This is a genomic window from Planktomarina temperata RCA23, assembly GCF_000738435.1.
Lineage (GTDB): Bacteria > Pseudomonadota > Alphaproteobacteria > Rhodobacterales > Rhodobacteraceae > Planktomarina > Planktomarina temperata.
The window spans coordinates 1724428-1743407 of sequence record NZ_CP003984.1; the positions used below are offsets into that span (position 1 = coordinate 1724428).

Here is an 18980-nt window from a genome sequence, read left to right on the forward strand (position 1 = left end):
TTACGCTTCAGAGATTGCCTCTAATCCTTTGGCAAAACGCCGCATATTGGTTTGATAGCCAATGGCCGATGTCAGCAGCCCTTCGATTTCCGCCTCGGTTAAGCTGCGCACCACTTTGCCCGGTGCGCCGACGACAAGGGAATTGTCGGGAATGATTTTGCCTTCGGTGATCAAGGCGCCGGCGCCGATCAAACAGTTGCGGCCAATCTGAGCGCCGTTCAAAACAATAGCGCCCATGCCAATCAGGCTTTGATCGCCAATGGTGCAGCCGTGCAGGATCGCCTTATGTCCGATGGTGCAATTGCGGCCTATGGTTAGAGGAAAGCCAATATCGGTATGCAAGACGGAGTTTTCCTGCACATTTGAGCCGGCTCCTATGTCGATCCACTCATTATCCCCGCGCAAAGTCGCGCCAAACCAGACCGAAGCGCCAGCGCCAAGGCGCACTTTGCCGATCACATTGGCATCTGGCGCCACCCAAAAATCGCCATCTTCAGGAAATTTTGGTTTATTTTCATTGAGCTTATAAATCATTGTTCATCTCAAATTCAGTTTGCAGCGCTCGGACATGTTCGACCAGACCGGGCTGTTGGCTCCGGCGCAGGCGCTCTGTTGTGACGATGGTTTTTAGCTTTTCTTCCGTGGCATCGAGATCATCGTTGATCAGGACATAATCATAACCCGACCAATGGCTTATCTCATCCCAGCTTTTTTGCATACGCTTGGCAATAGTCTCTGCAGTGTCTTGCCCCCTGCCCTCAAGCCGGCGCTGCAGTTCGGTGATGGATGGTGGGAGGATGAAGATTGAGAGCACATGCTCTTGCAATGCCGAGTTGGCAATCTGCTGTGCGCCTTGCCAGTCAATGTCAAACAAGACATCCTGCCCCTTGCCGATGGCCGCCTCTACGGGCCCTTTTGGCGATCCATAAAATTTGCCAAAAACATGCGCATGTTCAAGCATCTCCCCATCGCGGACTTGGCGTTTAAAATCAGCCTCATCAACGAAAAAATAATCCTGCCCGTCCACCTCTCCCTTGCGCATCGCGCGGGTGGTTGCGGAGACTGAAAATGCCAGCGAGGGATCCCAGCGCATCAGGCGCCGCGCGAGCGTGGACTTGCCCGCCCCGGAGGGGGACGACAGAATAATTAATAGGCCACGCCGCATGGTCTCACTCCACATTTTGCACTTGCTCGCGCATTTGATCTATCAAGACCTTCATTTCAAGTCCAATGGCCGTTAAGGCCTTTGACCCTGACTTGGAACACAGGGTATTGGCCTCACGGTTGAATTCCTGCATCAGAAAATCAAATTTGCGCCCCGACGGCTCGTCGGACGTCAGCAATGTCTGCGCCGCTGCGATATGGGCCTGCAAGCGGTCAATTTCCTCAGTGACATCACTTTTCACCGCTAAAATCGCCATTTCTTGCGCCAAACGCTCGGGATCAATGTCTTGTATCAGACGTGCCAAGGCGGCCCTGAAATTTTCCTCAAAGCCGTCAGCGCGGGTTTTTAAGGTGGCGAGAGCTTGGGTGATAAGCGCTTCCATCTGTTTCAGGTTCTCGGCAAGTATGCGGTGCAGCGCCGCGCCTTCGGCTTTTCGGGAGGCTTGAAATTGGGCGATCAGCCTTGGCAGATCCTTTGTCAAAACAGTGATCACGGCCTGCTGCGCCTCTGTATCAGCATCGACATCTAAAAACCCATTTTGCGCCACGATATCAGACAGGCTTAGCGGCGCAACAGATAGGCCTTTTTGCGCCGCATGTTCTGCCAAAACCGCAGCGTTGGTCAATATATGCTCTAATTTATCCGGATCAATCTGCCGCTGGCCCTGTCCTGCAACATGGGAAATCTTGAGTGAAAACTGCAGCGATCCACGGGCAACCTGGGATGAAATCGCCTTGCGCGCGGCTTGATCGAAGCCAACCAGCCATTCAGGCACCCGTGTGCCAATGTCCAACCCTTTGTTGTTCACAGCGCGCAGTTCCATGGACCAATCATAGGGGCCCGACGCGCCACTCATCGCAGCCATGCCCGTCATTGATGTTAACATGCCACCCTCCCCAAGCCTGCCATTATCTGTCTACGTTAAATTTTTGTTCAATAAAATGTTAAATTTGACTGAAATTATTAACACTCTTTTTACCAAACTGCTGAAAACATGGTTATCAGAACCTTAACCAAAATCTCGCCGATACAACCGCGGACAATGAGGACACATGCAGCTACCGATTGATACAGTCATTCAGCCAGAGTTCACCCAACACCGGCTACAGCGCGCGCTCTATAGCCTTTGGCAAGCGCGGTGCCGAGATGGTCAAATTCCCTTGTGGCAGTCTCTCTCCTGCCAGGCGCTTGGCCCCTACCTATCTGCCGCCTGTGTCATCGGCCTGACCGCGTCGAACCGAAGTGTCATTCGCATCGCCAGCACGCAAGTAAACCAGCTGCTGGGGCAGGACAGTCGTGGCCAAGCGCTGGACAGTCTTTGCGCCCCAGCAATCCAGCCACAATTTGAACATCTGGTATCGCAGGTTTTTAACAGGCAATCCCCGATGAGCGTCACCTTGCGATCGCGGGCCTTTGACCGGGAGTCTGTGCTTACAATGCTGCCGCTTTTGGACCGGCAGAGGCAGTGTCGCCGGGCACTGGCGACGGTGGATCTCGTCCGCGGTCAATATCGCTGCGAGGCGCAACAGAAGGCAGCGCCATTTTCGGCGCTGGGGCCTGTATATTATGCGGCGCGCCCTGGCCACAGCCCGCAAGAGACTGACGCGCTTGTGCTTTGCATGGGACGCAAAAAGGGCGCACAGATCCCTGCGCGCCCCTATCTTAAATTGGTCAGTTGATCCTAAATATTCAAAGATCCTAAACGGCCAACCGCGCCGCGCGGGTTTTGTTGGTTTGACTCAACTCTTCAGCGACCAAAAAGGCCAGTTCCAAAGATTGTGATGCGTTCAAACGCGGATCACAGGCCGTGTGATAGCGATCTGACAGATTCTCATCGGTCACAGCCCGCACGCCGCCGGTGCATTCGGTGACGTCTTGGCCGGTCATCTCAAAATGCACGCCACCCGGCACGGTATTTTCCGACCTGTGGATGGCGAAGAATTCTTGCACCTCGCGCAATACGCTTTCAAACGGCCGGGTTTTATACCCAGAGGACGCCTTGATGGTGTTGCCATGCATCGCATCACAGGTCCAAACCACATTCGCACCTTCCTCGTTGACCGTTTTGATCAAACGCGGCAGGTGATCGCCGACAGCGCCAGCGCCAAAGCGTGCGATGAGCGTCAAACGCCCCGCTTCATTGTTAGGGTTCAGTTTTTCCATCAATACCTTAAGGTCTTCCGCTGTCGTTGTCGGGCCACATTTCAGGCCAATTGGGTTTTGCACACCGCGACAGAACTCGACATGGGCGCCATCGGGTTGGCGGGTCCGATCGCCAATCCACACCATATGTCCCGATCCCGCCACATAGGTCCCGCTTGTGCTGTCCAATCGGCACAAGGCCTCTTCATACTCCAGCAGCAGCGCCTCATGGGAGGTATAAAAATCAACGGAACTTAGCTCAGCATTTTTCTCAGAGGTCAGCCCAGCCGCCTCCATGAAATCTAAGGCATCCGAAATTCGGTTTGCCATTTCACGATAGGCCGAAGCCTTTTGCGATTCGGTGAATCCCAAAGTCCAAGAATGCACCTGATGAATATCCGCAAACCCGCCTTTGGAAAACGCGCGCAAGAGGTTCAGAGTGGCCGCCGCTTGGGTATAGGCTTGCAACATCTTCTGCGGGTTTGGAATGCGGGCCTCGGGGGTGAAATCGAGCTCATTGATAATGTCACCGCGATAGCTCGGCAGTTCGACACCATTCTGGGTTTCCGTCGGAGCAGAGCGGGGTTTGGCAAACTGCCCAGCCATGCGGCCCACTTTGACCACAGGCACTTTTGCGCCATAAGTCAAAACCATGGCCATTTGCAGCATCACTTTGAACGTGTCGCGGATGTTGTCGGCGGAAAACTCTTTAAAGCTTTCAGCACAATCGCCGCCCTGCAATAGAAAGGCCTCGCCGCGACTGACGGCGGCCAATTGCTGACGCAAGGCCCGCGCTTCGCCAGCAAAAACGAGCGGTGGATATTGCCGCAACTGCTGTTCAGCCGCGGCCAAGGCCGCTTGGTCCGTATAGTCGGGCATCTGAACTCTCGGCTTATTGCGCCAATCAGATTTTTGCCAGCTGGTCATAAGTATGTGCTCCGGTATTGTGTTAGCGTTATCTCTCACCAGTTTATCGTGATTTTCATTGATAAACCACCGTAAAATGTGCCTCATAGCAATAGAGCCTTGACCTAGTTTCTCATCAAGGCCAAAGGGGGCCATGTTGCCCAGATCAGGGCACGGTGAAGGATGATCCTTATGGATATATTTGATCAACTCGTCGGAACGATTGAAGCCCCCGCCAAGCCTCGGCGCTTCGTGTTTGTCCTGCTTGAAGAGTTCACAATGCTGTGCTTTTCGGCAGCGGTCGAATCTTTGCGGATCGCGAACCGCATGTCGGGGCGTGATCTTTATACATGGGTTTTGATGTCCGAAAGTGGCGCACCTGTGCGCTGCTCGGCAGGGATTGAATTTGTTGTCCAGCATGAGTTGATTGATGTGTCGCGCGACGACACAGTTATGATCTGCGGCGGCGTAAACATCAAAACCGCCTCCTCTAAGAAAATTGTCAACTGGCTGCGCCGCGAGTCGCGCCGTGGGCCATTGATGGCGGGGCTTTGCACGGCGGGCTATACGCTGGCGAAAGCTGGGCTGCTCGACGGAAAACGCGCCACGATCCATTGGGAAAATCAGGACAGTTTTATTGAGGAGTTTGAGGAGGTCGAGCTGACAAAATCGGTCTTTGTCGTGGACGGCAACCGTATTACCACCGCCGGCGGCACCTTATCGATTGATCTCATGCTGAAACTGATCGCGCAGGATCATGGAGAGGATTTGGCCAATGCGGTGGCCGATCAGCTCATTTACTCCTCCATTCGGACCGATCAAGATACCCAGCGCCTTTCTATCCCCACGCGCATTGGGGTGCGCCATCCGAAATTGAGCCAAGTGATCCAAAAAATGGAACAAAATATTGAAGAGCCAATCAGCCCGTCGATTTTGGCCCGAGATGTTAATATGTCGACCCGGCAGCTAGAGCGCTTGTTTCGCCGCTATCTTAACCGCTCGCCAAAGCGTTATTATATGGAGCTGCGTTTGCAAAAAGCCCGCAATTTGTTGATGCAAACAGATATGTCAGTGATCAATGTGGCTTTGGCCTGTGGCTTTGCCTCGCCCTCGCATTTTTCGAAATGCTACCGAGCTCATTATGATACCACCCCTTACCGGGAACGGGGCGCGCAATCGTCGCGCCTGGCCCAATAAGGCGACATTTCGCAACGCGGACTTTGTCCCGTCATGGGCAGAACAGTTGAAATATAGCAAGAATCGCTTCCTTTTTGACAATAGCCCTTCTATCGTTGGGCAGAGTTCAAATAACAAAACGGGAGAAAGTTATGAGAAAACTGCTGCTGGCCACAACGGCTGTTGCATTGTCCGCGGGTGCTGTCGCTGCGGAAGACATTAAAATTGGTGTTATTTTGGGGTTCACCGGCCCCATTGAATCGCTGACCCCGCAGATGGGCGCGGCGGCAGAAATGGCCATGGCGGAAGTGAACGCCAGCGGCGCACTTCTTGGCGGCTCGACTGTGACCTCTGTGCGCGGCGATTCCACCTGTATTGATGCGGGCGCCGCGACGGCTGTTGCCGAGCGTTTGATCACCTCTGATGGTGTTAAAGGCATCATGGGCGCCGATTGTTCTGGCGTGACAGGTGCGATCTTGTCGAACGTGGCATTGGCCAATGGCATCGTGATGATTTCACCTTCTGCCACATCCCCTGCCCTGTCCACTGCGGAAGACAACGGTCTGTTCTTCCGCACGGCGCCCTCTGATGCGCGCCAAGGTGTGGTGATGACAGACGTCTTGCTGGAAGAAGGCATCGACACCGTCGCGGTCACCTATACCAACAATGACTATGGCAAAGGTTTGGCCGATAGTTTCCAAGCGGCCTTCGAAGCCGCTGGCGGCACAGTCACCATCAATGCGGCCCATGAAGACGGCAAGGCGGATTATTCTGCTGAGATCGGCGCTCTGGCGGCGGCGGGCGGTGACCGTTTGGTTGTGGCAGGTTACGTTGATCAAGGCGGCTCCGGCATCGTCCGCGCCGCTTTGGATTCGGGTGCCTTTGACACATTCCATTTCCCAGACGGCATGATTTCCGCGAAATTGGTTGAGAATTTCGGATCAGACCTCGATGGCTCCAGCGGTCAGGTGCCCGGCACAGACAGTGCAGGCGCTGGCATCTTTGCAGCCATGGCCGGTGATGACTTTGATGGCACTTCCCCATTTGCCGCTGAATCCTATGACGCGACCGCTTTGATTGTCTTGGCCATGCAAGCGGCCGGATCTTCAGATCCAGCCGCCTATAAAGAAAAAGTCATGGAAGTGGCGAATGCGCCTGGTTTGAAAATCGAACCTGGCCAGCTTGGCTTGGCGCTACAGGCCGTTGCGGCCGGAATCGACATTGATTACGAAGGCGCAACAGCCGTTGAGCTGATCGGTGGCGGCGAATCGGCCGGCAACTATCGCCAGGTTGGCTATGAGGGCGGCGCTGAAATTACGGTTAAATACCGCTAAACACGGCCCTATGAGTAACAACAGCCCCGTTTTATAGCGGGGCTGTTTGCATGAAATGACTATTGGAGACTTGGCATGATCAAGGTTGAAAACTTGCATCGCCATTTTGGCGGATTTCACGCCGTAGATGGAGCATCGTTGGAAATACGTGAGGGCTCTATCACTGGTTTGGTCGGCCCGAATGGTGCTGGCAAAACCACCCTATTTAACGTGATCGCAGGCGTTTTGCCGCCCACCTCTGGCCGGGTCACGATGGCGGGAGACGATATCACCGGCATGTCTCCGCATGAATTGTTTCACAAAGGGCTGCTGCGCACCTTCCAAATTGCCCATGAATTCAGCTCAATGACCGTGCGCGAGAACCTGATGATGGTGCCCGGCAGCCAATCGGGGGAAACCCTTTGGAACACGTGGTTTGGACGAAAACGCATCGCAGATGAAGAGCGCGCGCTGCAAGCCAAAGCCGATGAGGTTTTGGAATTTTTAACCGTCGATCATCTGCGTGATGAGAAAGCTGGCAACCTCTCCGGTGGACAGAAAAAATTGCTTGAACTGGGCCGCACGATGATGGTGGACGCGCGGATCGTGTTTCTTGATGAAGTCGGCGCGGGGGTCAACCGCACGCTCCTCAATACCATCGGTGATGCGATCGTTCGGCTCAACAAAGAGCGGGGCTATACGTTTTGCATGATTGAGCATGACATGGAATTCATCGGCCGCCTCTGCGATCCGGTGATTGTCATGGCTGAGGGCAAGGTGCTGGCAGAGGGCACAATTGACGAAATTAAGGCCAATGAACAGGTGATTGAAGCCTATCTTGGCACCGGACTAAAAAATAAAGGCGCAGCAGAATGACCGAACCCTTCTTGATCGGCGAGTCGATGACCGGCGGCTATGGCCGGGGCGCCGATATTTTGCACGACTGCACCATCGCGGTGAACCCCGGTGAGATTGCCGTGATCGTCGGCCCCAATGGCGCCGGCAAATCCACTGCGATGAAGGCCGTTTTCGGCATGCTCAACATTCACAAGGGCTCTGTGCGCTTGGATGGTGAGGACATCACCCATCTTTCGCCGCAGGACCGCGTGGCCAAAGGCATGGCCTTTGTGCCGCAAACCTCAAATATCTTCACCTCCCTGACCGTTGAAGAAAATCTAGAAATGGGCGCCTTCCTGCGCCGCTATGATATCCGCGTGACGATGGAGCAGATTTTTGATCTCTTTCCCATTCTGCGCGACAAACGCAAACAGGCGGCCGGCGAGCTGTCCGGCGGGCAACGCCAGCAGGTGGCAGTTGGCCGGGCCTTGATGACGCAGCCTAAGGTTTTGATGCTTGATGAGCCCACGGCTGGCGTTTCGCCTATTGTGATGGATGAGCTCTTTGACCGGATCATCGAGGTTGCCCGCACGGGCATCTCGATCTTAATGGTTGAGCAAAACGCCCGGCAAGCGTTGGAGATCGCCGATCGCGGCTATGTGCTGGTGCAAGGCGCAAATCGATTCACCGACACAGGCGCGGCGCTTTTGGCCAATGCAGATGTGCGCAAATCTTTCTTGGGGGGTTAGGCGATGATTGATCTTTTGAATGCAGTGGTCGTGCTGTCCAATTATGTCCTGATCCCTGCCCTCGCCTATGGGAGCCAATTGGCCCTTGGCGCGCTTGGTGTGACGTTGATTTATGGCATCTTGCGGTTTTCCAACTTTGCCCATGGGGACACGATGGCCTTTGGCGCTATGGTGACCATTCTGGTGACCTGGCTGTTTCAAGGCTGGGGCATCTCGCTTGGCCCGCTGCCGACGGCGCTTTTGGCCATTCCCTTTGGTATTGCCGCCACGGCCGCCCTATTGCTGACCACTGACCGGCTGGTCTATCGGTTTTACCGGCAACAAAAAGCCGCGCCGGTCATATTGGTCATCGTTTCCATGGGGGTGATGTTTGTAATGAACGGCTTGGTGCGCTTTATCATTGGGCCAAATGATCAAAGGTTTTCCGATGGTGAGAGATTCATCATATCTGCGCGGGAGTTCAAAAAACTCACAGGGCTTTCAGAGGGTTTGGCTTTTAAGACCACCCAGGGCATTACCATTGTCACAGCCGTAATTGTGGTCGTCGCATTGTTTTGGTTTCTCAACCGCACCCGCACGGGGAAATCCATGCGCGCGTTTTCGGACAATGAGGATCTGGCGCTGCTCTCGGGCATCAACCCCGACCGGGTGGTGATGGTAACTTGGCTCATCGTTGCGGGTCTGGCCGCAACCGCCGGGGCGCTATATGGATTAGATAAATCCTTCAAGCCATTCATTTACCTGCAACTTCTATTGCCCATCTTTGCCGCGGCGGTGGTGGGCGGCTTGGGAAATCCGTTGGGAGCCATTGCCGGGGGCTTTGTTATTGCGTTCTCAGAGGTTCTCATCACCTACCCGCTCAAAAAGGTTCTCGGCTACCTTCTGCCGGATCGTTTCGAGCCCGATACATTGGTCCAGCTCCTTTCGACGGATTATAAATTCGCTGTGAGTTTCACGATACTGATTATCGTATTGCTGTTCCGCCCGACCGGATTGTTTAAGGGGAAATCCGTATGACCATTAATTACAAGAACATCGGTCTGTTTTTTCTGGTGGCCTGCCTCATTTTGGGCACGGGCTTTGTTCAAAGCTGGAACACAGCGCTTTTCATCCTCAATATGGGATTGGTTTCAGCGATCATGGCGCTGGGGGTCAACCTACAATGGGGGTTTGCCGGTTTGTTTAACGTCGGCATTATGGGATTTGTGGCGCTGGGCGGCCTCGCAGCTGTTTTAATCTCGATGCCCCCAACAACTGAGGCCTGGGCCGCGGGCGGGCTTCGAGTCATTCTGGGCATAGTCCTGGGCGCCGCCACGGTGACCACTGCAATCCTAGTGCAACTGCGCATGGCCGCAGGCCCGGCAAGAACCCTTACCACCATAGCCATTTTAATCGGTGGATTCTTTCTCTATCGCGCGGTCTTTGATGGCGGCGTGGCGGCTGTGGAAGCCGTTGATGCAGCCGGCACCGGCTATCTCGGTGGATTGAACTTTGGCGGCGCTAGCTACAAAGACTGGGGCTTTATGACATTGATCTCCTGGCCCGTAGGTGGGCTTTTGGCGGCTGGTGTCGCCTGGCTCATTGGCAAAACCGCTCTGGGTCTGCGTTCCGATTATCTCGCCATTGCCACGCTTGGGATTTCAGAAATCATCATTGCAGTGATGAAAAACGAAGATTGGCTGTCGCGCGGTGTGAAGAACGTGATCGGCCTGCCCCGCCCGGTGCCCTATGAAATTGAGCTGCAAGAAAGTGCCGGGTTTATTGAACACACCACTGCGCTTGGGCTTGATCCGGTCACCTCCTCTTCGATTGTTGTAAAGCTGGGATACGCCGGTTTGTTTTCGATTGTTTTGGTCATTGTCCTCATTTTGGCACAACTGGCCCTCGCCAGCCCATGGGGCCGCATGATGCGGGCGATTAGAGACAATGAGGAAGCCGCTGAAGCGATGGGAAAAAATGTCACAGCGCGGCATTTGCAAATTTTCATCCTTGGCTCGGCCATTTGCGGCGTGGCCGGCGCCATGATGACCACGCTCGACAGCCAGTTGACCCCATCCTCCTACCAGCCGCTGCGCTTCACCTTTTTGGTGTGGGTGATGGTCATTGTAGGCGGTTCAGGCAATAATTTCGGGTCAGTCTTAGGGGGATTTTTGATCTTTTTCCTTTGGGTCCAAGTCGAACCAATGGGGGCGATCTTGATGCAGATCCTGACCTCGGGCATGGCGGAAGACAATGTTTTGCGGCTGCATTTGCTGGACTCAGTGGCCCATATGCGCCTTTTGACCATGGGGTTAATATTGATCTTGGTACTCAGATTTGCGCCGAAAGGCTTGATCCCTGAAAAGTAGCTCTTTCCTTTCGCCGCGCCGCAGTATAGGCGGCGCGGTGAGCAAGGAAGAGGCACCCAATGGACCTTCGTAATATCGCGATCATCGCACACGTTGACCACGGCAAAACCACTTTGGTGGATGAGCTGTTAAAGCAATCCGGCACCTACCGGGAAAATCAAGCCACGACCGAACGGGCCATGGACAGCAATGACTTGGAACGAGAGCGGGGCATCACCATCCTGGCCAAGGCGACTTCGGTCGAATGGCAGGGCACGCGGATCAATATCGTTGACACGCCAGGTCACGCGGATTTCGGCGGCGAGGTGGAACGCATCCTGTCTATGGTGGACGGCGTCGTCTTGTTGGTGGACGCGGCAGAAGGCCCAATGCCTCAGACCAAATTTGTCACCTCCAAAGCGCTGGCGCTTGGCCTGAACCCGATTGTGGTGGTCAATAAAGTGGACAAGCCCGATGGTGAACCTGACCGCGCCCTAGATGAGTGTTTTGATCTCTTTGCGTCACTGGATGCCAATGAGCAGCAATTGGACTTCCCGGTTCTCTATGCCTCTGGTCGAGCTGGCTGGGCAGATGAGGAGCTGGACGGGCCGCGTAAGGATCTTTCCGCTTTGTTCGAGTTGATCGTGCGCCACGTGAAATCCCCCAAACAGGCAGAAAAAGCCCATGAGCCCTTTTCCATGCTGGCGACGACGCTTGGAGCGGATCCATTCATTGGCCGCATTCTGACCGGGCGGGTCGAAACGGGCCGCCTCAAAGCTGGGGACTCCGTGAAGGCCCTATCTCGGGATGGCAGCAAGATTGAGCAGTTCCGCTGCACAAAAATTCTCGCATTCCGCGGCCTATCGCAGACCGCGATTGATGAGGCCGTGGCGGGCGATATCGTGTCGCTGGCTGGCATGACCAAAGCCACCGTTGCAGACACCATCTGCGCACCTGAAATCAACGAGGCCCTGCCCTCCTTGCCGATTGATCCCCCCACCATATCGGTGACCTTTGGGATCAATGACAGCCCCCTGGCCGGCCGTGACGGTAAAAAAGTGCAAAGCCGGGTGATCCGCAAGCGTTTGATGGAAGAAGCGGAAACCAATGTGGCGATCCGTGTGACAGATACGCCGAGCGGCGAGGCCTTTGAGGTCGCCGGCCGCGGCGAGTTGCAAATGGGTGTACTGATCGAGAACATGCGCCGTGAAGGTTTTGAGCTGTCTATCAGCCGCCCGCGGGTTTTGTTCAAAGAAGAGGATGGCCAGCGCCTAGAGCCCATCGAAGAAGTGACCGTCGATGTGGATGAAGAATATTCTGGTGTTGTGATTGAAAAGCTGACCGGCTTTCGTAAGGGTGACTTGGCAGAGATGAAATCCGCAGGGGCCGGCAAGACGCGCATCATCGCGCATGTGCCGTCGCGCGGCCTGATCGGCTATCAAGGCGAATTCATGACCGACACCCGCGGCACGGGCGTTTTGAACCGCGTATTTCACACCTGGGCGCCGCACAAAGGCGCAATCCCAGGCCGTCGCGCTGGCGTATTGATCTCCATGGAGAATGGGGTCTCTGTGCCCTATGCGATCTTTAACCTTGAAGACCGCGGTAAATTCTTCATCGGCAGCCAAGAGGATGTCTACCAAGGCATGATTATCGGCGAGCACAACCGCGAGAATGATCTTGAGGTGAACCCGCTCAAGGGCAAGAAATTGACGAACGTGCGCGCCAGCGGAACCGATGAAGCGGTGCGCTTGACCACGCCAATCAAAATGTCTCTGGAAGAGGCCATCGCCTATATCGACAATGACGAGCTGGTAGAAGTCACGCCAAATGCCATTCGTTTGCGTAAGATCCACCTTGATCCACATGAGCGCAAACGCGCCTCACGCAGCGCATAAACAGCAAAAAGGGATGCAGAGTTTCATCTGCATCCCTTTTTATTCTTAAGCCTATACCCGGTTCAATCCGCGATCAGTCGATGGTTTCCACAATCATCAATGAGCGCTGAAACCCGCCCTCTCCCAATTTAATTGCCGCTTGATAACCCTCGGAGTGGTAGCAATCATGCGCGGCCTGTAGGCTGGGGAACTGCGCCACGACATTGCGCGTATGATCCGGGCCTTCCAATTGCTCATAGGCACCACCGCGGGCCAAAAACACTCCGCCGTATGAGGCAATGACGGGCGTGGCGGCGCTGGCGTAGGCGGCAAGTTTTTCCGCGTCCAAAACGTTGACATGGGCAATCCAGAGAGCTTTTGGCATCTTTTCTTACTCCTCTAAGAGTGTTTTGACGGCTAAAATTGCGGCGTCTGAGTCTTGGGTCGATTTTGCGCCGCCCTGGGCCATATCAGCCCGGCCGCCGCCTCCCTTGCCGCCAAGGGTTGCAACAACAGTTTTAACGATATCCACCGCAGAGATGTGCTCGGTCAAATCACCCGTGACGCCCGCGGCCACCGCGGCCTTGCCATCCGTATCCGCGATCAGCAAGACCACACCGGAGCCCATCTTTGCTTTATGCGCATCCACCAAAGCAGGCAAATCGCGGCCCGTTACCCCTTGCAAAACCTGTGCAAGGAAGGCCTTTCCACCGATGGAAATCGGATCTGCGGCTGCGGCCTCTGTGCCACCAGACAATGCAAGCTCGCGGCGCAGGTTGGCCACTTCGTTCTGCAAAGCTTTGCGCTCCTCGAGAAGCTGTTGCGCGCGGTCGGCGATCTCTGTCGGCTGGACTTTCAAAACATTCGCAGCCGCGGCCATTGCAGCCATTTGTTGTTGAATGTGATGTTCTGCGCCCACTCCGGTCAGCGCCTCAATGCGCCGCACCCCGGCCGAGGAGGCCCCATCGCTCAGCAAGACGAATCCGCCGATATCTCCAGTTTGGCGCACATGGGTGCCGCCGCAAAGCTCCAAGCTGTAGGTGTCTTGCCCCGATCCTTTGCCAGAGCCGGGCAAATGCCCCATAGAAACCACCCGAACCTCATCGCCATATTTTTCGCCAAAGAGCGCTTGGGCCCCCAGGGCGCGCGCATCGTCAGGTGTCATAATACGAGTCTCAACCGTGCTGTTTTGCCGGATGAAGGCGTTTACTTCGCTTTGCACCTGTTGCAACTGCGCGGCCGTAAGCGCTTGCCCATGGCTGAAGTCAAACCGCAGGCGGTCATCTGCGTTCAGTGACCCGCGTTGCGCCACATGATCACCCAGTGCCCGGCGCAGAGCTTCATGCAACAGATGGGTTGCGGAATGATTTGCACGAATACGCGCACGGCGTTCCGACGCGACTATGAGCTCAGCGGCCTGCCCCATTCCAACAAAGCCTTTCGTGACTTTGGCCATGTGAATGAACAGATCCGCAGTTTTGCGGCAATCGGTGACCTCAAGAATGCCACTCTCTGTCACAATCTCTCCACGGTCACCGATTTGACCGCCGCTTTCCGCATAGAAAGGCGTTTGGTTGAGTACAATTTGCACAACAGCGCCCGCGTCAGCACGGTCCACTTGCCCGCCATCCTGCACGAGCGCCACGATCTGACCTTCAGCTTGTTCGGTGTCATAGCCCAGAAAATCTGTCGCGCCATGGTTGTCCAGCACGTCAAACCAAATCGTATCATCGGCCATTTCACCCGAGCCTGCCCAAGCAGCACGGGCTTTGGCTTTTTGAGCGGCCATCGCGATGTCAAAGCCATCCGTATCGACCGAGAGGCCTTTCTCACGCAGAGCATCTTGCGTCAGGTCAAGTGGGAAGCCGAAAGTGTCATAGAGCTTAAAGGCGGTGGCGCCAGGCAAGGCGCCGCCCTGCGGCAGATCGCCAACCTCATCTTCCAACAGGCGCAAACCCCGGTCCAAAGTGGTGCGGAAACGGGTTTCTTCCTGCAACAAAGTTTCTTCAATCATCGATTGGGCCTGAACCAATTCAGGATAGGCCGCCCCCATTTGCTGCACCAAAGCAGGCACCAAACGATGCATCAAAGGATCCGCCGCGCCGATCAAATGCGCATGACGCATTGCACGGCGCATGATCCGCCGCAGCACATAGCCACGCCCATCCTTGGAGGGTAAAACCCCGTCGGCAATCAGAAAGGATGTTGAGCGCAGGTGATCTGCAATCACCCGGTGGTGGGTCTTATGCGGGCCGTCCGGATCCGAAGAGGTCGCCTGCGCTGAGGCCTCAATCAGATTGCGCACCAAATCCGTGGCGTAATTGTCATTCGTGCCTTGCAACAATGCCGCAACCCGCTCAATGCCCATGCCGGTGTCGATGGACTGTGCGGCCAAGGCTTTGCGCGTGCCGTCTTCAAACTGCTCATATTGCATAAAGACCAGGTTCCAGATTTCGACAAATCGGTCACCATCTTCATCCGGGCTGCCGGGAGGGCCGCCCCAGATGTGATCCCCGTGATCGTAGAAAATCTCTGAGCTGGGGCCACAAGGACCGGTCGGCCCCATCATCCAAAAATTATCATCCGTGGCGATGCGGATGATTTTATCATCACTAAATCCGCCAATTTTCTTCCAAAGGGCCACGGCCTCATCATCATCATGATAGACGGTGACAACCAGTTTTTCCTTGGGAATACATAGCTCTTTTGTGATGACCTCCCAAGCAAAGAGAATGGCCTCTTCCTTGAAATAATCCCCAAAGCTGAAATTGCCCATCATCTCAAAGAAGGTGTGATGGCGGGCGGTGTAGCCCACATTGTCCAGATCATTATGTTTGCCGCCGGCGCGCACGCATTTTTGTGCGGTGGTGGCCCGCGTGTAATCGCGCGTTTCAACGCCCGTGAAAAGGTTTTTGAATTGCACCATACCTGAGTTGGCAAACATCAGTGTGGGATCATTGCGCGGCACCAAGGGGCTAGATGGCAAAACACGATGACCCTGGCGGTCAAAATAGTTCAAAAACGTGGAGCGGATATCATTGAGCGTGGGCATTTCTTCGCAAAAACCTTGTAAATTGGGGTTGCCCGAAGACTTACCTTTCCTTTCCACAAGTGTCCACGGCAAAGCAAAACACCCCGGAGCTTCCTGCGCCGGGGTGTTTTATCTAACTTTGTCTATTAACTGAGGGCGCGGGCCACCCTAGAGGTCGATCACATTGTCCTCATCTTTTGAGCTTGGCCCCTCTACATCGGTAGGCCGTTCAAACTTCAACCCGTGAGATTCACGGATTTTAGCTTCAATATCATAGGCCATAGCTTTGTTTTCACTCAAGAAAACTTTTGCATTCTCACGGCCTTGGCCGATACGCTCATCACCATAGCTATACCAGCTGCCGGATTTCTCGACAAAGCCGCCTTTGACACCAAGATCAATCAGCTCGCCCATTTTGGAGATGCCCTCACCATACATGATGTCAAATTCAACCTGTTTAAAGGGCGGGGCGACTTTGTTTTTCACGACTTTGACGCGGGTGGCATTGCCCACGACCTCGTCGCGATCCTTCAAAGCACCAATCCGGCGAATATCCAATCGCACCGATGAGTAGAACTTCAAGGCATTGCCGCCGGTTGTGGTTTCCGGGCTGCCAAACATAACGCCAATCTTCATCCGAATTTGGTTGATAAAAATAACCATACAGTTTGATTTGCTGATGCTGCCGGTCAGTTTGCGCATGGCTTGGCTCATCAACCGGGCCTGTGCGCCGACCTGTGCATCGCCCATATCGCCTTCCAACTCCGATTTCGGGGTCAAAGCAGCGACAGAATCAACCACCACCATGGAAACCGCGCCTGAGCGTACCAAAGTGTCTGTGATTTCCAATGCCTGCTCGCCTGTGTCAGGCTGCGAGATCAGCAGCTCTTCCAGATTTACGCCAAGTTTACGCGCATAGAGTGGATCAAGCGCGTGTTCTGCATCGACAAATGCGCAGACGCCGCCCTTTTTCTGTTCTTCCGCCACGCAATGCAGGGTCAAAGTTGTTTTGCCCGAGGACTCTGGGCCGTAGATCTCAATGATCCGCCCCTTGGGCAGACCGCCGATGCCAAGAGCAATATCTAGGCCGATGGAGCCGGTGGAGGTCGACTCAATCCCGGGGATGACTGCGCCCTCGCCCAATGTCATGATTGAACCTTTGCCGAACTGACGTTCGATTTGTGCCAAAGCGCTGTCTAGCGCCTTTTGACGGTCGCCTGTTTTTGGTGCCATTGTGAGTAAATCTGCCGTTGCCATTGTTTCACGCTCCTTATTCCACACCCGAGACGGGGGGACAATGATGTAATGTTCGCTTCTTGTTCTTTTTATCGGACCAAAAGGAGAACAAATCAAGATTTTTCTACAAATTTATCTTTTATTCTTAGCAATAATCTTTAATAATTGGTGAAACACATATGAATTTAAAAGATTAATGCTGATATTTTCGCGCTATAACCTTGTTCTCCTGGCCGTGCCTAAAACGGGATCAACGGCTTTAGAAGTGGCTTTGGGACAAGAGGCCGATGGTAGATTCGGCAATCCGCCAGAAATGAAGCATTTACCGCTCTACCGGTATAATCGCTTCGTGCGACCTTTGTTGCAGCTCACCACTGGGCAGGATCCAGAAACCTTTGCGCTGATCCGTGAGCCGATTAGCTGGCTGCGCAGTTGGTATCGGTATAGGGCCCGCAATTCTATGGCCCTATTGCCCACCTCGACCTGTCATATCAGTTTTGACCAATTTGTGCGTGAGGCGATGTCAGACGATCCCCCGCCCTTTGCCCAAGTCGGTTGCCAAACGCGTTTTTTGTCACCTGGAGGCAGCGGCGGGCCGATCACGCATCTGTTTCAATATGAGCAAATGGATTTGGCCTGCAAATTCCTCGAGAACCGTTTGGAATTGGAACTGGATCTGCCGTGGCTCAATCAAGCGGCCATCGGCCCGGCACCGTTGGACCCAGACTTGGAGGCACAATACCGGAAGATCCATGCGGGCGAATTTCAACTCTGGCAAGACGCTTCTATCTAGCGCTCGCCCTATGATGCTGGCACCACGACATCCAGAACGGCTTGGGTCAGATCGTTAAGTGAAAAAGGTTTCGGCAAGAACACGGAGCCCTCAATTTCAGATTGTTGTTTGTCAAACGCATCCTCAGCATATCCCGAGACAAAGACGACACGCGTCCCGGGCCGGCCCATGAGCGCAAGCCGCACCCAGGTTGGGCCATCCAGCCCCGGCATCACCACATCGGTCACGAATACATCGATTTTCAATGACTTATCTTCGAGAATTTTCAACGCGGCTTCGGCGCAATCGGCTTCATAAACGGTGAGACCCTTGATCCGCAGCGCCCGCGAAGCAAAGGCGCGCACGGGTGCCTCATCCTCCACCAGAAGCACAACTTGTTCGCCTTGTGTTGGCTGTGACACGACCTCTGCTATCAATTTTTGTTCCTTCTGTTTGGCGCGCCGATCAACTGCCGGGATCAGCACATCAAAAACCGTGCCCTTGCCGATCTCGCTTTCTGCAAAGATAAACCCATTGGACTGTTTAACAATTCCATAGACCGTCGATAGCCCCAAACCGGTCCCCTCGCCCGTGCGTTTCGTGGTGAAAAACGGTTCAAATATTTTCTGGCGGTGTTCGGGGGGTATGCCCGAGCCAAAATCTTCCACTTGAATCTTCACATACTCTCCCGCTGGGATCACCGCACTGTCGCGCTCTTGCGCCTTGTCAAAGGTTTCAGATTGCGTGCGGATGACAACATCGCCCCCCTCGACCATTGCATCGCGCGCATTCACCACAAGGTTCATTAACACCTGTTCCAATTGCCGCTTGTCCGCCCGCACCATGGGAAGTTTCGTGCCATGGTACAGCAAGAGATTTACTTTCTCGCCCACCAAACGATCCAACAAATGCGCCAAGTCAGAGATAATTTCACGAATATTGAGCAGTTTCACCTGTAGGTTCTGCTTGCGTGAGAAAGCCAGCAATTGCCCAATCAACGCTGCGGCCCGATTGGCATTCTGATGGATTTGCATCAGATCACTGAAATCAGGATCATTTTTATCATGGCGCAATAGAAGTAGATCACAGTGACCGGAAATCGCAGTTAACAAATTGTTGAAGTCATGCGCCACACCTCCGGCAAGCTGGCCAATTGCTTGCATCTTCTGGCTTTGCACAAATTGCCGCTCAAGAGACTTTAAAGCCGTGACGTCGGAAAACGCCGCGATTAAGACATGCTCTTGCCCATCAAACACCCGGCTTAATGCGGCCTGAAACACTGTCCCCGATTTGGTGCCTGGGATTTGTAAAACAATGGATTTATTCCAAATTTTTCCCTCAGATACGTCTGAAATCCATCCCAGGAGCGATTGCTGATTGCTAATAAAAACTTCGGTGATGTCATGGCCAATATTGATTTTCTTGCCAAACAAACTGCGCGCCGCGGCA

Annotated in this window: 17 protein-coding genes; 9 read left to right on the top strand and 8 right to left on the bottom strand. The window is 54.3% G+C overall.

From position 1 onward, the window contains the following. From RCA23_RS08195 to RCA23_RS08205, 3 genes are read right to left on the bottom strand one after another with little or no spacing between them, the layout of a single operon-like run. The gene (locus tag RCA23_RS08195) at positions 1-534 is read right to left on the bottom strand and encodes a gamma carbonic anhydrase family protein (protein WP_044049899.1); all 534 of its coding nucleotides are present in this window, start codon (positions 532-534) and stop codon (positions 1-3) included. Next, on the bottom strand, positions 524-1180 hold the full coding sequence (gene gmk, locus RCA23_RS08200; RefSeq protein ID WP_044049900.1) for a guanylate kinase: 657 nt from the start codon (positions 1178-1180) through the stop codon (positions 524-526). The genes RCA23_RS08195 and gmk overlap by 11 nt, the downstream gene beginning before the upstream one ends. Further along, entirely contained in the window at positions 1170-2051 is an 882-nt protein-coding gene (locus tag RCA23_RS08205; protein WP_044049901.1) for a YicC/YloC family endoribonuclease, read from the bottom strand. The genes gmk and RCA23_RS08205 overlap by 11 nt, the downstream gene beginning before the upstream one ends. Before the next feature lie 166 nt (positions 2052-2217). Between RCA23_RS08205 and RCA23_RS08210 the strand changes: the two genes are divergently transcribed. Beyond that, positions 2218-2844 carry a PAS domain-containing protein gene (locus tag RCA23_RS08210; RefSeq protein WP_044049902.1) on the top strand — a complete coding sequence of 209 codons (627 nt, stop codon included), beginning with the start codon at positions 2218-2220 and terminating at the stop codon, positions 2842-2844. Positions 2845-2863: 19 nt separating this feature from the next. Here the strand turns inward: RCA23_RS08210 and RCA23_RS08215 are convergent, their stop codons facing one another. Continuing rightward, complete coding sequence (locus tag RCA23_RS08215) at positions 2864-4234, bottom strand: class II 3-deoxy-7-phosphoheptulonate synthase (protein WP_044049903.1); 1371 nt, start codon at positions 4232-4234, stop codon at positions 2864-2866. Positions 4235-4396: 162 nt separating this feature from the next. Here RCA23_RS08215 and RCA23_RS08220 point away from each other — a divergent pair, with 162 nt between their 5' ends. The 7 genes from RCA23_RS08220 (at position 4397) to typA (ending at position 12513) form a co-directional block, all read left to right on the top strand. Then, positions 4397-5410 carry a GlxA family transcriptional regulator gene (locus RCA23_RS08220; protein WP_430902588.1) on the top strand — a complete coding sequence of 338 codons (1014 nt, stop codon included), beginning with the start codon at positions 4397-4399 and terminating at the stop codon, positions 5408-5410. Between the two features lie 131 nt (positions 5411-5541). After that, positions 5542-6723 (top strand): ABC transporter substrate-binding protein, encoded by a 1182-nt coding sequence (locus RCA23_RS08225; RefSeq protein ID WP_044049904.1) that lies wholly within the window; start codon positions 5542-5544, stop codon positions 6721-6723. Between the two features lie 75 nt (positions 6724-6798). Further along, positions 6799-7578 carry an ABC transporter ATP-binding protein gene (locus RCA23_RS08230; protein ID WP_044049905.1) on the top strand — a complete coding sequence of 260 codons (780 nt, stop codon included), beginning with the start codon at positions 6799-6801 and terminating at the stop codon, positions 7576-7578. After that, on the top strand, positions 7575-8288 hold the full coding sequence (locus RCA23_RS08235; protein ID WP_044049906.1) for an ABC transporter ATP-binding protein: 714 nt from the start codon (positions 7575-7577) through the stop codon (positions 8286-8288). Before RCA23_RS08230 ends, RCA23_RS08235 begins: the two co-directional genes overlap by 4 nt. A 6-nt stretch (positions 8289-8294) precedes the next feature. Then, the gene (locus tag RCA23_RS08240) at positions 8295-9305 is read left to right on the top strand and encodes an ABC transporter permease subunit (RefSeq protein ID WP_044051415.1); all 1011 of its coding nucleotides are present in this window, start codon (positions 8295-8297) and stop codon (positions 9303-9305) included. Beyond that, a complete protein-coding gene (locus RCA23_RS08245) occupies positions 9302-10636 on the top strand; it encodes a branched-chain amino acid ABC transporter permease (RefSeq protein ID WP_044049907.1) in 1335 nt (444 codons plus the stop codon). The genes RCA23_RS08240 and RCA23_RS08245 overlap by 4 nt, the downstream gene beginning before the upstream one ends. A gap of 59 nt (positions 10637-10695) precedes the next feature. Next, positions 10696-12513 carry a translational GTPase TypA gene (gene typA / locus RCA23_RS08250; RefSeq protein WP_044049908.1) on the top strand — a complete coding sequence of 606 codons (1818 nt, stop codon included), beginning with the start codon at positions 10696-10698 and terminating at the stop codon, positions 12511-12513. A 73-nt stretch (positions 12514-12586) separates the two neighbouring features. On the opposite strand, the gene RCA23_RS08255 is transcribed toward typA, so the two are convergent. The 3 genes from RCA23_RS08255 to recA form a co-directional block, all read right to left on the bottom strand. Beyond that, positions 12587-12877 carry a DUF1330 domain-containing protein gene (locus tag RCA23_RS08255; protein WP_044049909.1) on the bottom strand — a complete coding sequence of 97 codons (291 nt, stop codon included), beginning with the start codon at positions 12875-12877 and terminating at the stop codon, positions 12587-12589. 6 nt (positions 12878-12883) lie between these two features. Beyond that, positions 12884-15544, bottom strand: a complete 2661-nt coding sequence (alaS, locus tag RCA23_RS08260) for an alanine--tRNA ligase (protein WP_044049910.1) — start codon at positions 15542-15544, stop codon at positions 12884-12886. Positions 15545-15691: 147 nt separating this feature from the next. Then, complete coding sequence (gene recA / locus RCA23_RS08265; protein ID WP_044049911.1) at positions 15692-16780, bottom strand: recombinase RecA; 1089 nt, start codon at positions 16778-16780, stop codon at positions 15692-15694. Between the two features lie 175 nt (positions 16781-16955). Here recA and RCA23_RS08270 point away from each other — a divergent pair, with 175 nt between their 5' ends. After that, entirely contained in the window at positions 16956-17552 is a 597-nt protein-coding gene (locus RCA23_RS08270) for a sulfotransferase family protein (RefSeq protein ID WP_044049912.1), read from the top strand. Between the two features lie 8 nt (positions 17553-17560). On the opposite strand, the gene RCA23_RS08275 is transcribed toward RCA23_RS08270, so the two are convergent. Then, on the bottom strand, positions 17561-18964 hold the full coding sequence (locus RCA23_RS08275; RefSeq protein ID WP_052377098.1) for an ATP-binding protein: 1404 nt from the start codon (positions 18962-18964) through the stop codon (positions 17561-17563). Positions 18965-18980 lie beyond the last annotated feature (16 nt).

What these genes read in the sequence shown, in the direction of transcription:
- RCA23_RS08195 (WP_044049899.1), bottom strand. Translation starts at nt 534, where the DNA reads ATGATTTATAAGCTCAATGAAAATAAACCAAAATTTCCTGAAGATGGC.
- gmk (WP_044049900.1), bottom strand. Translation starts at nt 1,180, where the DNA reads ATGTGGAGTGAGACCATGCGGCGTGGCCTATTAATTATTCTGTCGTCC.
- RCA23_RS08205 (WP_044049901.1), bottom strand. Translation starts at nt 2,051, where the DNA reads ATGTTAACATCAATGACGGGCATGGCTGCGATGAGTGGCGCGTCGGGC.
- RCA23_RS08210 (WP_044049902.1), top strand. Translation starts at nt 2,218, where the DNA reads ATGCAGCTACCGATTGATACAGTCATTCAGCCAGAGTTCACCCAACAC.
- RCA23_RS08215 (WP_044049903.1), bottom strand. Translation starts at nt 4,234, where the DNA reads ATGACCAGCTGGCAAAAATCTGATTGGCGCAATAAGCCGAGAGTTCAG.
- RCA23_RS08220 (WP_430902588.1), top strand. Translation starts at nt 4,397, where the DNA reads ATGATCCTTATGGATATATTTGATCAACTCGTCGGAACGATTGAAGCC.
- RCA23_RS08225 (WP_044049904.1), top strand. Translation starts at nt 5,542, where the DNA reads ATGAGAAAACTGCTGCTGGCCACAACGGCTGTTGCATTGTCCGCGGGT.
- RCA23_RS08230 (WP_044049905.1), top strand. Translation starts at nt 6,799, where the DNA reads ATGATCAAGGTTGAAAACTTGCATCGCCATTTTGGCGGATTTCACGCC.
- RCA23_RS08235 (WP_044049906.1), top strand. Translation starts at nt 7,575, where the DNA reads ATGACCGAACCCTTCTTGATCGGCGAGTCGATGACCGGCGGCTATGGC.
- RCA23_RS08245 (WP_044049907.1), top strand. Translation starts at nt 9,302, where the DNA reads ATGACCATTAATTACAAGAACATCGGTCTGTTTTTTCTGGTGGCCTGC.
- typA (WP_044049908.1), top strand. Translation starts at nt 10,696, where the DNA reads ATGGACCTTCGTAATATCGCGATCATCGCACACGTTGACCACGGCAAA.
- RCA23_RS08255 (WP_044049909.1), bottom strand. Translation starts at nt 12,877, where the DNA reads ATGCCAAAAGCTCTCTGGATTGCCCATGTCAACGTTTTGGACGCGGAA.
- alaS (WP_044049910.1), bottom strand. Translation starts at nt 15,544, where the DNA reads ATGCCCACGCTCAATGATATCCGCTCCACGTTTTTGAACTATTTTGAC.
- recA (WP_044049911.1), bottom strand. Translation starts at nt 16,780, where the DNA reads ATGGCAACGGCAGATTTACTCACAATGGCACCAAAAACAGGCGACCGT.
- RCA23_RS08270 (WP_044049912.1), top strand. Translation starts at nt 16,956, where the DNA reads ATGCTGATATTTTCGCGCTATAACCTTGTTCTCCTGGCCGTGCCTAAA.